The sequence below is a fragment of the Acinetobacter sp. Leaf130 genome (assembly GCF_001423205.1).
GTDB classification, from domain to species: Bacteria; Pseudomonadota; Gammaproteobacteria; order Pseudomonadales; family Moraxellaceae; genus Acinetobacter; species Acinetobacter calcoaceticus.
In genome coordinates this window covers 37334-55061 of the sequence record NZ_LMOE01000010.1, presented here as the reverse complement: position 1 = coordinate 55061, position 17728 = coordinate 37334, and the positions used below count along the sequence as shown (strand labels likewise).

Here is a 17728-nt window from a genome sequence, read left to right as displayed (position 1 = left end):
TTTAGAGGATGTAGTGTATGTTAAATAAAAAACCGCGTATTCCAAGCCCTGTTCAAATTCCAGAACATTTAAGCTTTTTACAAGGTTTTCGCGACTATCTCGTTGCACAGACTGTTAGTCCACATACACGTAATGCTTACTTATCCGACCTCATTCAATGCAGCGAACTCCATAAAAAAAATGCTCTTCCACAATGGTCAAGTGATGATATTGCCGATGTTCTTATCGAACTGACAAAAGCAGGAAAAAGTCCCCGCTCAATTGCACGGTGTTTATCTGCCCTACGTCAGTTTTACAAATTTTTACGTGAACAGAAGTTGCGGAGTGACAATCCGGTTGCGACCCACCACTCTCCTAAAATTGGACGAGCATTACCTAAAGACCTATCTGAAGAAGATGTCGAATCACTAATTCAAGCACCAGATATCAATACAGCACTTGGGTTACGTGACCGAGCAATGTTTGAAGTGCTTTATGCATGTGGTTTGCGTGTTTCAGAATTACTTAACTTGCGTCTGGAACTCATTAATTTAAAACAAGGCTATTTACGTGTTACAGGTAAAGGCAATAAAGAACGTTTGGTGCCACTAGGACAATTTGCCTGTGAGTGGGTAGAACGCTATTTGAATAATGCTCGACCTCAACTCTATAAAAGCTCGACTGACTATCTCTTTTTAACCCAACATGGCGGGATTATGAGTCGACAAAACTTTTGGTATGCCATTAAACGCTATGCGCTACAAGCCAATATTCAAGCTGAACTCTCGCCTCACACCTTACGCCATGCATTCGCAACGCATCTGCTCAATCACGGCGCAGACTTACGCGTCGTGCAAATGTTACTGGGTCATAGCGATTTATCTACGACTCAAATCTATACGCATGTTGCACAAGTAAGAATGCAACAATTACATGAAAAACATCACCCTAGAGGATGATAAAGCTTTGAGACTCCACTCAAGCATTTCATATCAATCGTTTGATTTCGTTCACAAAGGTTAAGAAAGTTTTAACAATACACGTTAGATTTTTTGGTATGCTTAGCAACTTCTGACTATAAATACTGATGAAATAAGGGTTATCTATGTCTTTTACCCGCTCTCAAATTTTTCTTGCCTGTACTCTGGCATCTAGCCTTTTGTTCAGTGCTTGTTCTAAAGAAAACAAACCACAAAAAGAAGATGCGCTCACAGCGACTGCACCTGCTACAGGGGAAGCTTCAACCATTATCGAGCGTAATGCCAAGCAGCGTTTGATCGAAACTTTGCAAAAACAATTTAAGAATGCAAATATCAGCGCCAAAATTTTAGATATCAAGCCGACTGAAGTTCCTAATTTATATTGGGTAAATCTAGAAGGGATGACATCAGTTTATACAACAAGTGATGGTAAATATTTAATTCAGGGTGATGTAATCCGATTAGGAGGCAAAGAGCTTCATAATATTGGTGACTCACTTCAAGCATCAGAAAATAAAAAGCATCTTGCCGCTTTAAAAAATGAAGATCTTATTGTCTACCCTGCAAAAGGCAAGGCTAAGCACGTGATCTATGTGTTTACCGATGCAAGCTGTCCTTATTGCCATAAGCTACATGAGCACATACCCGAAATTAATGAAAAGGGTATTGAGGTACGTTATATCGCTTGGCCACGCGGCGAACAATTTATGCCAACCATGGAAGCTGTATGGTGTAGTGCAGATCGTAAAGCTGCCTTTAATCAAGCAGTACAAGGTATCAACATCCCTCCTGCTCAATGTAAAAACCCTGTTCGAGAGCAATATCAACTTGGCTTGAATATGGGTGTAAATGGTACACCTGCTATTTACAATGCTGATGGCGAGTACTTGGGTGGATATCTAACGCCAGATGAATTAATTAAACGTCTGGATAAATAACATCCTTTAAGCTGATGAATGATTAATCATCTGTCTCTTAAGAAAAGCGCTGCTCTTATTGCAGCGCTTTGTTTTTTCACTAATTAATACTTTATCCACCTGTGTTTAAAGACTGATCTACTCTTCTTTTCCAAACATCGCACTCTAATTCATTGAACAGGCACTAAAAGCGCTAGAGTCTGGCGTTTTTTTTAGCTATGATCTAGCTTCAACTAAATGATTAAATGATGAATGGAGTGTGACGTGAAACCAGTTCGCCTGGCAATACTCGGTCTAGGAACCGTAGGTGGAGGAGCCCTTAAACTACTACAAGAAAATGCCGCTGAAATTAAACGTCGCACCGGTCGAGAAATTCAAATTACCCACGTTGGAACACGCCGCCCTCGTCCAGATCTCGAATTAGAAGGGATTAAACAAAGCGCAGATTTACTTGATATCGTTCGTCAACCAGATGTTGATATGGTTGTTGAAGTGATGGGTGGTATACACCCTGCTTACGAAGTCATCATGGAAGCGATCAAACACGGCAAACAAGTCGTTACTGCAAATAAAGCTCTACTCGCTGAACATGGCAACGAACTATTTAAAGCAGCTGAAGATAATGCTGTACAAATCGCTTATGAAGCAGCAGTTGCTGGCGGTATTCCAATTATTAAAGTCATCCGTGAAGGTCTTGCTGCAAACCATATTCAATGGTTGGCAGGTATCATTAACGGCACAGGCAACTTTATTCTGACCGAAATGCGTGAGAAAGGTCGTGCATTTGATGATGTATTAAAAGAAGCTCAAGAACTTGGCTATGCAGAAGCAGATCCAACTTTTGACGTTGAAGGTATTGATGCTGCGCACAAACTTACCATTTTAGCGTCTTGTGCGTTTGGTATTCCGCTTCAGTTCGATAAAGTCTATACCGAAGGTATTAGCAAAATTACTGCACAAGATGTGAAATATGCCGAAGATCTCGGTTTCCGCATTAAACACCTAGGAATTGCGCGTCGCGCTGAAAAGGGTATTGAACTACGTGTTCACCCAACACTCATTCCAGATGAGCAGCTTATTGCGAATGTAAATGGTGTTAAAAATGCCGTTTTAGTTCAAGCACATGCCGTAGGTCCAACACTCTATTACGGCGCTGGTGCTGGTGCTGGTCCAACTGCTTCTGCTGTTGTTGCCGATGTAATTGATATTGTCCGTGATATTTCTTATACCGAAGATGGTGCTGGAACTATTCCTCAACTTGCTTTTGAAGCATTAACAAATGTGCCAATTTTAAGCCGTGAAGAAATGACCACAGGTTATTACATCCGCTTAAATGCAGAAGATCAAACTGGCGTACTTGCAGATGTCACTACCATCTTAAGCCGTGCTGGAATTAGCATTGATGCCATCATGCAACAATCCCGTTTAAAAGACCTTATTCCAATCGTGATTCTCACCGATCCAATCGTCGAATCTAAAATGGATGAGGCACTTGCACAAATTCAAGCATTACCTGCAATTCGTGGCGAAATCGTAAGAATTCGTTTAGAATCGCTCGATAGTTAATCAGGTTGAGGGAAAGATTCCCTCTCCCGCTTCATCTCTAATTGGAACACCATCATGTCTAATGCCAATCGTTATACTGGTCTTGTAGATCGTTATCGTGACCGTTTGCCAGTTTCGGCAACTACTCGTGCTATCTCTTTGGGGGAAGGCAACACCCCACTCATTAAACTAGAGAATATTCCACGTATTATTGGCAAAGATGTTGAAATTTATGTGAAATATGAGGGTTTAAACCCAACTGGTTCATTTAAAGACCGTGGTATGACCATGGCTGTAACCAAAGCGGTTGAAGAAGGCTCTAAAGCGATTATCTGTGCATCTACTGGTAACACTTCTGCTGCTGCTGCTGCTTATGCTGCACGTGCAGGTATCAAAGCGTTTGTTTTGATTCCAGAAGGCAAAATTGCGATGGGTAAAATGGCGCAAGCGATGATGTATGGTGCGATCACTATGCAAATCCGTGGTAACTTCGATGATGGTATGCGTCTTGTAAAAGAAGTCGCTGATCAAGCGCCTGTAACGATTGTAAACTCAATCAACCCTTACCGTTTGCAAGGCCAAAAAACCATTGCTTATGAGATCGTTGAAGCTTTAGGCCGTGCACCTGATTATCACTGCTTACCTGTAGGTAACGCAGGTAACATCACAGCTCACTGGATGGGCTATACTGAAGCAGTAGCAAATCAGCCTGCTGATCAGTTTGAACAAGTTATTTATGACGCAGCCACAGATCAGTTTACTGGTCCAAAACCTGAAGGTTTACCAACAATGGTAGGTTATCAGGCTTCTGGCGCAGCTCCATTCTTACGTGGCGCTCCAGTTGAAAATCCAGAAACAGTGGCCACTGCAATTCGTATTGGTAATCCACAAAGCTGGAACCATGCTAAAGCGGTAGTACGTGACTCTAAAGGCTGGTTTGATGAACTTCAAGACAGCGAAATTTTAGAAGCTCAGCGCTTACTTTCTATGTACGAAGGCGTATTTGTTGAGCCAGCATCTGCTGCTTCTATCGGTGGTGCGATTCGTGACATTAAAGCAGGTAAAATTGCTGAAGGTTCTGTCATTGTATGTACAGTGACTGGTAATGGCTTGAAAGACCCTGATACTGCAATCAAACAATGTGCTGATGCAGTCATGTTGTCAATTGATGCAACAATGAGCCAAGTAAAAGATTCGATTTTATCTAACATGTAAAATCTGAGTTTTCATAAAAACGGTTGTTCAACACAGCCGTTTTTTTATGTCTTTTTTTATAGCTATTAAAAAACGCTTCTATCTAGAAGCGTTTTTAGAATAATTAAATTAAATACGTTTTGGTAAATTACTTAACCAACTCAATAGGTTAGTTGCATCATTATTACGTGCTTGTGAACTTGGCTCACCAAGCAATACAATCACTGCTGGACGTGAGTTTACAGTCGTATGCATGACAACACAGCGACCTGCTTCATTGATATAACCCGTTTTAGACAAGTTAATATTCCAACCACCATTACGCACTAGAGCATTAGTATTGTTAGATTTCAACACGCGATAACCCAAGTTAAAATCATAAGTTGGTGTGGTTGAAAATTGACGAATCAAACCATACTGAGAAGCAGTACTCGCCAAAATCCCTAAGTCACGCGCAGAAGATACATTACGCGGATCTAATCCTGTAGATTCATAATAATGAGTTGCGTTCATACCTAAAGCACGTGCTTTAGAGTTCATTGCAGCAACGAATGCAGGACGACCACCCGGATAAGTACGCGCTAAAGCCGCTGCTGCCGGATTTTCAGACTTCATTAAAGCAAACAACAACACTTCTGCACGGTTCATCTTGTCGCCAACACGGAGTGTTGAACTTGAATTTTTACCGTTTGCTCCCGCAAAATCAATTTGCTCAAGCATAATTTCTTCTGACATGTTTAAACGGGCATCTGCCGTTACCACTGCTGTCATTAACTTGGTAATAGATGCAATTGGCACAGAAGCATTCGTATTTTTACTAAACAGTACTTCACCAGTTTGCGCATCCATCACTAACGCTGCGCGAGCACTTACACTCGGCTGAGCATTGTAACCAGAGGTATCGCGGATTTGAGCAAATTTTGGTGCAGATGCCACAACTTTGGGTGCATTACCACCACGTAAAGTTGTAGTTACAGATGTTGACCCTTGTATAGTTGGCTCATCATCTTCATCATTCAAAAGTTGACTAGCGTCAGCTGAAGACCAATTTAAACTTGCACTCCCACCACTCCCTGAGGACGGGTTATTGACGAGTTCTGCAAAGCTTGTTGAACTCAAACTAAGCAAAATAGACATGCTTAGCACATGTATTAAAGACTTTTTAGAATTTTTCACGGCACAATACTCGACTCAGGGTGATACACATTTGCGCTTACTATAATTATGCCTTACATTTGAGGTATAAGGTATAACGCTTTTACCGACACAATTGTGCACAACTATTCGCTCACTATATAAGAATAGGATTGCTAATTTTGTCATTCCATTGCAAGCTAATTTTGCTTTATGTAACAAAAAACTTGTTTTTTGAAAGAAAGGAGGTCTTCTTGATTACAGTTTTAGTTGTGGATGACCATGAACTTGTACGTACAGGCATTTGCCGTATGTTAGAAGATCATGCCGATGTAGAGGTCATTGGACAAGCCGAATCGGGTGAAGAAGCAATTGCTATTGTTCGTCAGAAACATCCTCAAGTTGTGCTACTTGATGTCAACATGCCAGGCATCGGGGGCGTAGAAACAACGCGTCGTTTATTACAAACCGCACCAGATACAAAAGTTATTGCTGTAAGTGGTTTATCAGAGGAACCTTACCCTTCTCTTTTGCTTAAAGCAGGAGCTAAAGGCTACATCACGAAAGGTGCTCCAATTACAGAAATGGTTCGAGCAATCAACAAAGTCATGCAAGGTGGTAAATACTTCAGTGCAGATATTGCTGAGCAGTTGGCGAGCTCCTATCTATCAGACACACAACAATCACCTTTTGACGCTCTATCTGAACGAGAAATGCAAGTTGCAATGATGGTTGTAAATTGTATTAGCGCTCAAGAAATTGCGGACAAACTTTTTGTAAGTGTCAAAACAGTAAATACTTACCGCTACCGTATTTTTGAAAAACTCGCCATCGATAGTGACGTTAAACTAACTCATCTTGCGATCCGTTATGGTCTGATCAAGCCGTAATCAAACTTATATGCAATTTCCCTTAAACTCATCGTTGTCCAATACGATTTTTCGTTTGGGCACGTGGTATGGTTTATATCGTCTTATTATTGCGGTTAGCCTCAATATTATTTTGGTTTTAACCGATGCTCAAATCGACAATAGTCTACAACAACCCACTTTATATTCTTACACACTGCTTGGCTATTCCATATTAAGCCTTCTTCAGCTTTTGTGTTTTAAGTTTATTGCAACTCAGGCAACAAAGCAGCTTATTTTATTTTTTGTAGTTGATGTTATCTGTCTGAGTTTACTTACATTTTCTGTAGGTGAACCAAATCTACAACTCAGCTTGCTGTATGTTATTGCTATATTCACCTCGGCAATTTTACTCAGCGCAAGAATGTCTTTACTCATTACATTACTTGCGGTCATTGCCGTTATTTACCAACGCTTTGTCGGTAGTTTATTTGACTACAATAATCTAAATACGATTGGTAATAGTGCTTTATTAGCCTTCTTATTTTTTGTGGTGCACGGCATCGGGCAAATTGCTGTTCAGCGCTTTAAATTACTTGAGGCGCTAACTTTCCACCAATCAATAGAACTCTATCAACTACAAAATATTAACCGTTATATTCTGGAACAAATTGAAGAAGGCTATCTTGTTCTAGATGAACACTATGACATTGTTGTAAGTAATCCGGCTGCCTGCTCTCTATTAGGCATTCCGCCACAATTTGCCAGTGAAAAATATCCTTTAGCTAAATGGCACCCCGATTTATTTGAAATTCTTAAGTTTGATAACCTACAAGAAGGTGATCGATTTATTTTTGAGTCTCGGCTGTCGGCTTACTCTATTAACATTAAAGTGCAGCATCTTGTGGTGCCGCAACAAGCATTGACGCTGCTCATTTTACAAGATGCGCAACACATTAATCAGCAAGCTCAACAACTCAAACTTGCTGCTTTAGGGCAACTTTCAGCCAGTATCGCACATGAAATCCGTAATCCTCTGGCAGCAATTGTTCAAGCAAATGAATTACTTAAAGATAGTGATTTAGAGCAGCAAAACACTTTACGCCGTATGATTGGCAAGCAAACAAAACGCATCGATAGTATTGTTCAAGACACCTTAGGACTTGCCAGCAGCGAAAGAACTCATCCAATCCAGATTGAATTAAACGACTTCATAAAGACGTTATTAGACGAAGATCTATCGGATGTTAAACATTCTATACAGCTTAAAATCTCTGATTCATCCTTAAAATTATTATTTGACGAGAAACAACTAAGACAAGTGCTGATTAACCTTGTCAGGAATGCTTTACGACATAATGCCCCCGATTCACCCCATGTTCTGATCAACATTCACTCACAAACAAATAAAATTTATATTGATGTGATCGATTACGGCGAAGGTGTTTCAAAACGTGATATATCTCAATTATTTAAACCATTTTTTAGTACCGAAATTAATGGAACTGGTTTAGGATTATATTTGTCTCATAGTTTTTGTGAGGCAAACCATGCAAAGCTCACGTATGTAGAGCAAAAACAAGGGGCATGCTTCCGAATGGCATGCCCAATAATATATTGATTTTTTTATTAGGTTTTTGGGGAAATGGCAGAACAGCAACCACTAGTTTTGCTTGTAGACGATGAAGAAGATTTGTGCCTTTTAATGCAAATGACTCTTGCGCGAATGGGGATTAAAACACATCTTGCTTATCGGGTTGAACAGGCCAAACAACTCTTTACTCAGTTTCATTACGATGCATGCTTAACCGATTTAAACCTACCCGACGGTAGCGGTTTAGAATTAGTTAAACATGTTTCCCAAACTTATTCTCACACACCAATTGCAGTTCTAACTGCGTACGGCAATATGGATATTGCAATTGCAGCATTAAAAGCGGGAGCTTTTGATTTTGTAAGTAAACCTATTAACCAAATTCATTTAGATCAGTTATTAAAAAAAGCGCTAAATCAGCCAAAACCAGAGCATGAGTTCGGTGAAACAACGTTGGAAAATGACCTATTAATTGGTCGTTCTCCTCCAATACAAAACTTACGAACAGCTATTAAAAAAATAGCCCGCTCTCAAGCTCCAGTGTTTGTTACAGGCGAGTCTGGTACAGGTAAAGAGGTTGTTGCTAATCTTATTCACCGCTTGAGTAATCGCAGCGAAGGTCCGTTTATCGCGATTAACTGTGGAGCAATTCCAACTGAGCTCATGGAAAGTGAACTTTTTGGACATAAAAAAGGCAGTTTTACTGGAGCTACCCAAGACAAACAAGGCCTTATTTTATCCGCTCATGGCGGCAGCTTATTTTTAGATGAAATTGCTGAATTGCCTTTAAGTATGCAAGTCAAATTACTTCGGGCAGTACAAGAGAAAAAAATTCGCCCAGTAGGTTCCGATCAGGAAATCGATGTTGATTTTCGGGTGATTAGCGCCAGCCACCAAGATTTAGAGTTATTAGTCCGACAAGGCAAATTCCGTCAGGACTTATTTTTCCGTATTCATGTTATGGATATCATGTTGCCGCCACTGCGTGAGCGCGGTGGAGATATTTTGTTATTAGCCAATCATTTTATTCAAAAGGTTTGTATGGAATGGGGAATTTCAAGCAAACAATTAACTACTACTGCTGAAACTTATTTATTGCAGCAAGATTTTCCAGGTAATGTTCGTGAATTAAGAAATATGATTGAACGAGCTATTACCTTAAGTGATGATGAATGTATTGATTTAACACACTTAGCACCTCCTCTCAGAGGCAGTAGCGTTAACTCGCAAATCACAACTAAACCAGTGAATGACACATCAACTGCGATTGCTCAGACTCGACCAAAATTACCAATGGAAGGCTTAGAACGCTACTTAGAAAATATTGAAAAAGATATTCTACTGAACGCGTTGGACATGACACATTGGAACAGGACCTTAGCAGCTAAGAAGTTAGGAATGACCTTCCGTTCTTTACGCTATCGATTGAAAAAGTTTGGCTTAGATACTGAATTAGGAGAGGAAGTATAAAAGACTATTTTTTCTTTAGAAATAAGTCTGCAACACGATCTAAATATACGTCTTCTTTCATTTCTGGGGGCAAAGGATAGGTCTGGTTAGGCTGAATACCTTGCCCTTCAATCATATTGCCATTTGGCGTGTAATAGTGTGAGACTGTCATTTGTAGTGCCGCACCACTTGGCAAAGGAAATAGTTTCTGCACTACGCCTTTCCCATAACTTTTTTCACCGATTACCCAAGCACGCTGGTGTTCTTTCATGGCCGCAGTAAAAACTTCGGCTGCCGATGCAGAACGATGATTAATTAATATACCTAATTTTATATTCTGAAATTCATTGCCGGGCAAAGCCTGAAATTGCTGGTTACCTTCCGAGCGGCTTTTAGTTGAAACAATAATCCCGTTATTTAAAAATAAATCTGCTGACTCGACTGCTGCTGATAACAATCCACCCGGATTATTTCGTAAATCGATTAAAACAGCTTTTAAACGTGGTGAACTATTTTCTTCAATTAACCGTTTAATTTCATTTGCCGTGTCTTGCTGGAATACTCTAATTTTTAACACTAAAACCTGATTATGTAGCATTACAGGTTCTATATCGGTTTCTATTTTTTTATTACGAACTAAGTTGAGGTTTCCATTTAAATCTTCTGCTTGTACTTGAAGCGTACTTCCGATAGAGCCATAAAGCAGCCCAAGCACCTGATCTTGGTTTAAATTTTTTAAGTCTTGATTGTCAATCTTGAGAATCGCTTGACCATTTCTCAAACCTAATTTGTATGAGTCCGAGCCAGTTTTAAGATCACGAATCATCCATTTATGGACATGCAATTCAGGGGTTAATGCAAAATCAACTGATGCAAGATCACCCTCTGTGTATTGAATCAGTTGGCGATATTCTTCTGCCGATAAATAACGCGAATAACGATCTAACCCGCTCACTAACCCTTTTATGGCTTGTTGAAACAAGGCATCGTCAGACTTCACATCAACGTAGTTATCTCGAACGATTCCATAGATTTGCACAAACTGTTGAATCGACTCGATTGGTACCTCTGCATAACTATGTTCCGGTTCTTCCGAATCCGAATGCAGAGGTGACAATTTCTCTTTTACAACTGGCGCTGCAAAAGCAAATTGGCTGCAACACAGCAATATACTTACAATAAGTTTTTTATATTTAATGTGTTGCAGCATCCAATCACCTTTGGCTTATGCAGATAATGTAATCAGATTACGTCCTTGCATTTCAGCAGGAACAGGAATCTGCATTAAATTGAGAATCGTAGGTGCTACATCGGCAAGCACACCACCTTCTGCAATTGTTGCTTGTGTTGGGCCAACATAGATAAACGGTACAAGTTCCGTTGTATGTTGAGTATGAACTTGACCGCTTTCGTAGTCTTGCATTTGTTCCACGTTACCATGGTCGGCAGTAATCAGCATATGGCCTTTCTTTGCCATTACCGCTTCATAGACACGCCCAAGACAAAGATCGACTGCTTCAACTGCTTTAACTGCAGCATCAAAAATACCTGTATGACCTACCATATCACCATTGGCATAGTTCACAACCAATAAATCGTATTCGCCAGAATTAATGGCTTTAACCAATTCATCAGTTACTTCATAAGCACTCATTTCAGGCTTAAGGTCATACGTTGCAACGTTTGGAGATGGAATCAAAATACGCTTTTCGCCCGGATATTCATCTTCACGCCCGCCACTAAAGAAGAACGTTACATGAGCATATTTTTCAGTTTCGGCAATACGTAACTGAGTCTTTCCAAGAGAAGATAAATATTCACCCAATGAATTTTTTAATGCTTCTGGCATGTATGCAACTGGCGCATCAATGCTAGCTTGATAACGGGTTAGCATGACAAATTTAGAAAGGTTTGGTACAACTTTACGCTCAAAACCTGCAAAGTCTTTTTCTACAAATGCACGAGTAATTTCACGAGCTCGGTCAGCACGGAAATTCATAAATACAACGCTATCGCCGTCTTGTACTTTAGCAACATCACCAATACGAGTCGCTTTTACAAACTCATCGTTTTCATTGGCTGCATAAGCTAACTCTAACCCTTCCACTGCTGTTTGTGCAGTACGAAGTGCCTCGCCTTCGGTCAACAAGCGATAAGCTTGCTCAACACGATCCCAACGGTTATCGCGGTCCATTGCAAAGTAGCGGCCAATCATAGTTGCGATACGGCCTTGACCTTGGTATTGAGCGAATAATGCATCTAATTTTTCTAAAGACGGCTGAGCACTACGTGGCGGTGTATCACGGCCATCAAGGAAAGCATGTAAATAAACTTTTGCACCGCGTTTTAATGCAAGCTCACACATCGCCACAATATGGTCTTCATGTGAATGAACGCCACCGTCTGAGAGCAACCCCATAATATGAACAGCACCACCAGCAGCTTTGGCTTTTTCAACGGCGTCAATCAACACTTCATGTTTAAAAAAATCACCAGTACGAATATCTTTAGTAATACGGGTAAAGTCTTGATACAAAACACGACCAGCACCAAGATTCATATGGCCGACTTCAGAGTTACCCATTTGTCCATCAGGTAAACCAACATCTTCGCCAGAACCAGAAATTAGACTATTTGGATGCTTTGCTGTCATTGCCGCCAAATTCGGTGTTTTTGCTGCAAGAAAAGCATTATCTTCAATCGCTTCACGGTGACCAACACCATCCATAATGACCAGAACGTGAGGGATCTTGCCAGCAGTTGCATCCGTCATAATCTATTTCTCTTTTGTCTACAATTTCGTCACAATATCTTACCGAATTTTCGGTCAAGACTCTATTTTTTCCTATGGCTTTCACCAATATCTACGATTGATGAAAACCATAAATTTCAATTATTACTAGCGAGCGCGGTAAAGCAAATAACTTCCGGCACCAAACATTAACAAGATAGGTACAAGTACAAACCAAGCTGGAGATGGGGAGTAAACCAAGCTGGCATAGCCCAAGAAATCCTGCAAATAATAGAAACTCAAGCCAATAAACAATGCGATCACCAAACGGAAACCCATCGATTGTTGGCGTAATGGTCCAAAAATAAATGAACACGCCACTAGAACCAGAGCGATCAACGAAAATGGCGAAGCAACTTTTTGCCAGAAAGCCAATTGGTAAGTCTTTGGTATCTGACTATATTCATCCATATAACGCATGAAGCTAATAAGTTGGCTTGGCGATAAATCTTCAGGATCTAAAGTCACCATATGCACATATTTAGGCTGTAATGCTAAAGCAAGCGATTGTTCATCATGGTCAGTTTTGATGGCATTTCCTGCCGCCAAAATATCCATTTGTTCTGCTTTCTTCAAAGCCCATTGACCATTTTTTACAAACTGTCCTTGCTGAGCATTAATCAATGATTGCAAGTAATAGTTCTGGTCAAAATCGACCACTTGAATATCTTTTAAATTGCCTTGAGAGTTAGCATAGTCGATATAGATAAATCGCTGTCCTTCACGTGACCAATAACCTTTGACTTCGCCTAAAGCAGCTACAGAACGGTGGCTTTTAACACTTTGTGCTTTTTCATTCGTATAAGGGATAACCCACTCACTTAAGGCAAACGACAAAATAATAAGTAGTAAAGCTGAGCGCATCACCCAACCAACAATACGCCACAAGCTAATACCGGCAGAGCGCATGACAATAAGTTCACTACTCGTCGCCAACGAGCCTAAACCAATCACAGCACCAATCAAGGCAGAAATAGGCAAAATTTCATATAGATAACGAGGCGCTCCCCATAACACATAGATGAGAGCTTGCCATGCGTTATAGTCTGGTTTGAGCTCACCTAACTCGCCAAGATATGTAAATAAGACCTGAAGAATGGACAAAACAACTGTGGTGCCAAACATTGCAAGCGCAGTGGTTTTCGTCACATATTTGGCGACTATTCGACGTGCTAACATTATAATTTCACTCGCTTGATCTGTTTCTTGATTTTTGGTCCTAACTTCTGCTTACGTGAAAATAAGGCAGCTGCAACGCCATAAACAACCAACACGGCAGGATAAGCCCAAATATCGAGTTCTTCTTTACTAATACGAGTCTTGATTGCAATCATTAATACGATCAGACTGGAAAAAATAAAAATCGCCGGAATAAGACGGTAATAACGACCTTGTCTTGGACTCACCTCAGACAATGCCACAGAAAGCATTAAAGCAATAATAATGGTGAATGGTCCAAACAAACGCCATCCCAACTCACTTCTTACCACTGGATCATTTGTTTTTGAAAAAAGTTTGGTTGTTGATAAAGCTTCTACATCACCACTTTCAAACTTAACATCTTTGTCATTTTCTAAACGTAGACGATAAGACTGAAACTCTGCTTGTGTATATTTTGGGTGTCCCGGGAATATTTCATAACGGCGGCCTTGCACCAGATCAACGACATTGGCTGTGTCATTTGCAACTTCTACACGAGTCGCTTCTTTTGCCAAGATCATGACATCTGGCTTATCTTCTTTGGTCGCACGTTGATAAAAGAAAATGTCTTTTAGATTTTTTCGATCTTCTGACAAGGAACCTGCATAAATCGTATAGGGTCCAGAAGAAATAAATTCTCTTGGGCGAACCAAATCAAAGCCTGTCCGAACCGCTTGGGTGGTTGTCAGCTTTTCAAACTCACGTAGTCCCCACGGTGTCATCCAGAGCATAAGCACAGACTGACAAACCATATAAACAAGCGTCATTGGAATGAGTAATCGCGCTAATTGATGGCGACTCACACCACTACCATTCAATACAGCCATTTCATGGTCAACATATAAACGACCAAACACCAACATTAAACCAATAAAAAAACCCAGTGGTAAAATGAGTGTTAGAAATTCAGGTAAACGATATCCAATGATGCTAAACAAGATACTGGCATCTAAACGCCCCTGCGCCGCCACACCAAAGTATTTGATCAGACGACCACCCATCATGATTAAGGTCAATAAGGAAATGACCACCAATGAGGTAGAGACAACTTGCTTGACGAGATAACGCCGAATAATCAAAGTAATACTTCCAAAAGGCTAATCGGGACGAATGCTAGTTTACCCGAATGTTAAAAATATAAAACCGCACATTGCAACGCTATGCTTGAAAGTGTTTCAATGTTTTAATTCATCATAACTTTCTATAGGCAATCACGGCAGCCATGAAATTTACAACTTATACAACTTTTCCCGAACAAACATCTAATGAATCTTTGTGGATTTTAGTTGATTCAGAACAGCTACAAAGCAACGTCAACACATATCAAATCAATAACCTAGAAAGCATTCTTAGCGCTACTCAATTCAAAGGCAACTTCAATGAAACTCTGCCACTGTTTGGTCAGATTTCAAATCAGCCTCACAGCCAATTACTTGGCTTAGGAAAAACAGCTGAACTTCAGACAGTTAAGTTAGCTAAACTTGCCCAAACGATTATCAAATCGACACAAAATAAATTTAAGCATATCGCAATTGATATTGCTGCGTTACCTGTCGAGCACCATTATTTATTTGCTTTAAGCTTAACTCAAGCAGCTTATGGTTATGATGAGTTTAAATCGAAAAAAAATGAATTTGTGTTACAACAGGTTGATTTAATTAGTTCAACGACTAGCCTAGATGAAAAACAACTGGCTTTAGTACATGCGGTACAGTCTGGTCAGTCTTATGCACGCGACCTTGGCAACCGTCCGGGTAATATTTGTTTCCCAGAATATTTGGCAGAACAAGCTCTAGCTTTAGCAGCAGAATTCCCAGACTTACTTAAAGTCACTGTTTTAAATGAGCAACAAATGGCTGATTTAGGCATGTATGCTTTTCTTGCAGTGAGTAAAGGATCTGAACGTCCGGGCCGTATTGTAACTCTCGAATATCAAGCACAGATTGATCAAGCTCCGGTAGTTCTTGTAGGTAAAGGCGTAACTTTTGATACAGGTGGTATTTCTTTAAAACCAGGCCTTGGCATGGATGAAATGAAATTCGATATGTGTGGTGCAGCCTCTGTACTGGGTACCATTCGGGCACTATGCGAAGCGAAACTTCCTATTCATGTGGTAGGTGCAATTGCAGCAGCAGAAAATATGCCTTCTGGCAAAGCAACCCGTCCGGGCGACATTGTGACCACCATGAGCGGTCAAACTGTTGAAATTTTAAATACAGATGCTGAAGGCCGTTTGGTGCTGTGTGACACTTTGACCTATATCAAACGCTTCAATCCAGCAGTAGTGGTTGATATTGCGACCTTAACAGGTGCGTGTGTAGTCGCTTTAGGCAAAGTACTCAGTGGGTTGTTCTCACCAGATGATGCTTTGGCAGCAGAACTCCAACAAGCTGGCGAACAATCGTTTGACCGTGTATGGCGTATGCCAGTCATTGATGATTATCAAGAGTTGCTTGATTCACCATTTGCAGATATTGCGAACATCGGTGGTCCATACGGCGGCGCGATTACAGCTGCATGTTTCCTTGAGCGATTTACACGTGAGTATCGTTGGGCTCATTTAGATGTAGCAGGAACAGCATGGTTATCTGGTCCAGCTAAAGGTGCAACAGGTCGCCCAGTACCATTACTCATGCAATTTTTAGCAAATCGTGTAAATACGAATGGCTAAAGTTAGCTTTTATCTGTTTGAAACCAGTGAAGAACGGCAAGTCGATAGTGCTTGCCGTTTATGTCGAAAAATTTTACAGAAGCATCCTAAAATCTGGTGGTATTGCCCAGATGTGCAGCTACAACAGATGCTTGATGAAAGATTATGGGAATTTGACCCAGTCAGTTTCATTGGGCATGGTGTTGACCAGACTGATGCTGCTGTATGTATTTCGGCTAAACAACCACTTGAACAAGGCTTGTTAGTATTTAATTTTAACAATCATGCACTTGAACAAGTTGATCATTTTAGCCACATTATAGAAATTGTTGAAAATAATGAAACAGCCAAGCAAATTGGTCGAGAAAAATTTAAAATGTATCGCCGTTTGGGTATAGAACCGCGGACCTTTAAATTATAACGCGCTAAAATGTAAATACTGTTGATCAAGGAGAAACATGGTGGCATTAAATGTCGGGCAAGATTTTAAAAAAAGATGGTTAAATGCGCCTGAAGCTGTCCGTCATACCTATCAACAGGATCTGGCACGTATTTGTGACTTACTAGAGCCTCAAACGCCTATTCAGCTTTGGGTTTTAAACGACGAAAAAGCGCAGTTAGAATCACAGCAAAAAATTGAACAGGCCTACGCAGACCTCAAAGCAGAGCTCATTGAGCAAGCACGTATTCGTCGTCAACTTGCTTTAGAAAAATCGCTTGCTGACAAACGTGCATCAGAAGCTGCTTATGCTGCGGAGTTGCAAGCAGATGAAATTCGTAAGTTTAATGAACAGACTGAAACGTTACACACCTTACGTAGTCATTTAGAACAAGAGGTTGCAGAGCAAACTGCACGTTATCAGAAAAACCCTGAAACACCGGCAGTCAATTACTCTGCTGGCGTAAAACTTAGCATTACCGATGATCAAATCTTATCTGAGCTTGAAAGTTTACGCATTCGTTTAGAACTTGAAGCTGAAAGCTTAATTGAACAGTCTGTAACGGCTTTTCGAGCTAAGCTACATTCGGCAGCTCAAGAAGAAATTGAATACATTTTAAAGAATTCTAAGTTTTCTGATGAAAAAATAGAAAAGTAAACCTTTAAATATTTCTTTTGTCATAAAAGTGACACGTATATGTCACAGAATAGACATATAGATTATTCTTATAGATCAATTAATTATAAGAATGAAAAGTAGCTATTCAAGATAATTAATGAGGATAAGAGATGGACATTCTGCATCAGATTTCAAAGCAAGTTGAACAGCTAAATCAGGGTGAGCAATGGACGTTTTCAGCACAAGAATTTTATATGAGTCATAACGACTTTAACTCTTTATCTATCTTACTTACACGTGAGTCTGAAACCCGTGATTTTACAATTACTCGTACTCAGCATAACAAGCCATGGGTCGGTACACACTCGGTTACTCTAACCAAGCATTAA

16 protein-coding genes are annotated in these 17728 nt (G+C 40.2%); 11 read left to right on the top strand and 5 right to left on the bottom strand.

Features of this window, described 5'->3' with window-relative positions; genetic code table 11:
• Positions 1-17 precede the first annotated feature (17 nt).
• The 4 genes from xerD to thrC all read left to right on the top strand — a co-directional run bounded on the left by xerD (position 18) and on the right by thrC (position 4636).
• On the top strand, positions 18-938 hold the full coding sequence (gene xerD, locus ASF86_RS18130; protein WP_004640667.1) for a site-specific tyrosine recombinase XerD: 921 nt from the start codon (positions 18-20) through the stop codon (positions 936-938).
• Between the two features lie 146 nt (positions 939-1084).
• Complete coding sequence (locus ASF86_RS18125) at positions 1085-1897, top strand: DsbC family protein (protein WP_056484281.1); 813 nt, start codon at positions 1085-1087, stop codon at positions 1895-1897.
• A 243-nt stretch (positions 1898-2140) separates the two neighbouring features.
• Positions 2141-3442, top strand: a complete 1302-nt coding sequence (locus ASF86_RS18120) for a homoserine dehydrogenase (RefSeq protein WP_004640662.1) — start codon at positions 2141-2143, stop codon at positions 3440-3442.
• A 54-nt stretch (positions 3443-3496) separates the two neighbouring features.
• Positions 3497-4636: a threonine synthase gene (gene thrC, locus ASF86_RS18115; protein ID WP_003654438.1), complete on the top strand. Its 1140-nt coding sequence runs from the start codon at positions 3497-3499 to the stop codon at positions 4634-4636.
• Positions 4637-4744: 108 nt separating this feature from the next.
• Here thrC and pbpG read toward each other — a convergent pair whose 3' ends face one another.
• Positions 4745-5791 carry a D-alanyl-D-alanine endopeptidase PBP7/8 gene (gene pbpG, locus ASF86_RS18110; RefSeq protein ID WP_003654437.1) on the bottom strand — a complete coding sequence of 349 codons (1047 nt, stop codon included), beginning with the start codon at positions 5789-5791 and terminating at the stop codon, positions 4745-4747.
• 212 nt (positions 5792-6003) lie between these two features.
• On the opposite strand from pbpG, the gene ASF86_RS18105 reads away from it, so the two are divergent.
• Genes ASF86_RS18105 through ASF86_RS18095 form a run of 3 tightly spaced genes read left to right on the top strand, consistent with a single transcriptional unit; the run spans position 6004 to position 9661 of the window.
• Positions 6004-6639, top strand: coding sequence for a response regulator (locus ASF86_RS18105; RefSeq protein WP_003654436.1), 636 nt, complete (start codon positions 6004-6006; stop codon positions 6637-6639).
• Between the two features lie 10 nt (positions 6640-6649).
• Entirely contained in the window at positions 6650-8218 is a 1569-nt protein-coding gene (locus tag ASF86_RS18100; RefSeq protein WP_056484279.1) for a sensor histidine kinase, read from the top strand.
• A 24-nt stretch (positions 8219-8242) separates the two neighbouring features.
• Complete coding sequence (locus tag ASF86_RS18095; RefSeq protein ID WP_056484275.1) at positions 8243-9661, top strand: sigma-54-dependent transcriptional regulator; 1419 nt, start codon at positions 8243-8245, stop codon at positions 9659-9661.
• Between the two features lie 4 nt (positions 9662-9665).
• Here ASF86_RS18095 and ASF86_RS18090 read toward each other — a convergent pair whose 3' ends face one another.
• The 4 genes from ASF86_RS18090 to lptF form a co-directional block, all read right to left on the bottom strand.
• A complete protein-coding gene (locus ASF86_RS18090; RefSeq protein ID WP_056484272.1) occupies positions 9666-10850 on the bottom strand; it encodes a S41 family peptidase in 1185 nt (394 codons plus the stop codon).
• A gap of 15 nt (positions 10851-10865) precedes the next feature.
• Positions 10866-12413, bottom strand: a complete 1548-nt coding sequence (gene gpmI, locus ASF86_RS18085; protein ID WP_045126193.1) for a 2,3-bisphosphoglycerate-independent phosphoglycerate mutase — start codon at positions 12411-12413, stop codon at positions 10866-10868.
• 126 nt (positions 12414-12539) lie between these two features.
• Positions 12540-13610, bottom strand: a complete 1071-nt coding sequence (gene lptG, locus ASF86_RS18080; RefSeq protein ID WP_056484270.1) for an LPS export ABC transporter permease LptG — start codon at positions 13608-13610, stop codon at positions 12540-12542.
• Positions 13610-14710 (bottom strand): LPS export ABC transporter permease LptF, encoded by a 1101-nt coding sequence (lptF, locus tag ASF86_RS18075; protein ID WP_056484267.1) that lies wholly within the window; start codon positions 14708-14710, stop codon positions 13610-13612. The genes lptG and lptF overlap by 1 nt, the downstream gene beginning before the upstream one ends.
• A gap of 143 nt (positions 14711-14853) precedes the next feature.
• On the opposite strand from lptF, the gene ASF86_RS18070 reads away from it, so the two are divergent.
• The 4 genes from ASF86_RS18070 to ASF86_RS18055 all read left to right on the top strand — a co-directional run bounded on the left by ASF86_RS18070 (position 14854) and on the right by ASF86_RS18055 (position 17728).
• A complete protein-coding gene (locus tag ASF86_RS18070) occupies positions 14854-16302 on the top strand; it encodes a leucyl aminopeptidase (RefSeq protein WP_056484264.1) in 1449 nt (482 codons plus the stop codon).
• Positions 16295-16702 carry a DNA polymerase III subunit chi gene (locus ASF86_RS18065; RefSeq protein WP_049838286.1) on the top strand — a complete coding sequence of 136 codons (408 nt, stop codon included), beginning with the start codon at positions 16295-16297 and terminating at the stop codon, positions 16700-16702. The genes ASF86_RS18070 and ASF86_RS18065 overlap by 8 nt, the downstream gene beginning before the upstream one ends.
• Positions 16703-16739: 37 nt before the next feature.
• On the top strand, positions 16740-17378 hold the full coding sequence (locus ASF86_RS18060) for a hypothetical protein (protein WP_081407772.1): 639 nt from the start codon (positions 16740-16742) through the stop codon (positions 17376-17378).
• Between the two features lie 131 nt (positions 17379-17509).
• Positions 17510-17728: a hypothetical protein gene (locus ASF86_RS18055; protein ID WP_003654423.1), complete on the top strand. Its 219-nt coding sequence runs from the start codon at positions 17510-17512 to the stop codon at positions 17726-17728.

What these genes read in the sequence shown, in the direction of transcription:
- xerD (WP_004640667.1), top strand. Translation starts at nt 18, where the DNA reads ATGTTAAATAAAAAACCGCGTATTCCAAGCCCTGTTCAAATTCCAGAA.
- ASF86_RS18125 (WP_056484281.1), top strand. Translation starts at nt 1,085, where the DNA reads ATGTCTTTTACCCGCTCTCAAATTTTTCTTGCCTGTACTCTGGCATCT.
- thrC (WP_003654438.1), top strand. Translation starts at nt 3,497, where the DNA reads ATGTCTAATGCCAATCGTTATACTGGTCTTGTAGATCGTTATCGTGAC.
- ASF86_RS18100 (WP_056484279.1), top strand. Translation starts at nt 6,650, where the DNA reads ATGCAATTTCCCTTAAACTCATCGTTGTCCAATACGATTTTTCGTTTG.
- ASF86_RS18095 (WP_056484275.1), top strand. Translation starts at nt 8,243, where the DNA reads ATGGCAGAACAGCAACCACTAGTTTTGCTTGTAGACGATGAAGAAGAT.
- ASF86_RS18090 (WP_056484272.1), bottom strand. Translation starts at nt 10,850, where the DNA reads ATGCTGCAACACATTAAATATAAAAAACTTATTGTAAGTATATTGCTG.
- gpmI (WP_045126193.1), bottom strand. Translation starts at nt 12,413, where the DNA reads ATGACGGATGCAACTGCTGGCAAGATCCCTCACGTTCTGGTCATTATG.
- lptG (WP_056484270.1), bottom strand. Translation starts at nt 13,610, where the DNA reads ATGTTAGCACGTCGAATAGTCGCCAAATATGTGACGAAAACCACTGCG.
- ASF86_RS18070 (WP_056484264.1), top strand. Translation starts at nt 14,854, where the DNA reads ATGAAATTTACAACTTATACAACTTTTCCCGAACAAACATCTAATGAA.
- ASF86_RS18065 (WP_049838286.1), top strand. Translation starts at nt 16,295, where the DNA reads ATGGCTAAAGTTAGCTTTTATCTGTTTGAAACCAGTGAAGAACGGCAA.
- ASF86_RS18060 (WP_081407772.1), top strand. Translation starts at nt 16,740, where the DNA reads ATGGTGGCATTAAATGTCGGGCAAGATTTTAAAAAAAGATGGTTAAAT.
- ASF86_RS18055 (WP_003654423.1), top strand. Translation starts at nt 17,510, where the DNA reads ATGGACATTCTGCATCAGATTTCAAAGCAAGTTGAACAGCTAAATCAG.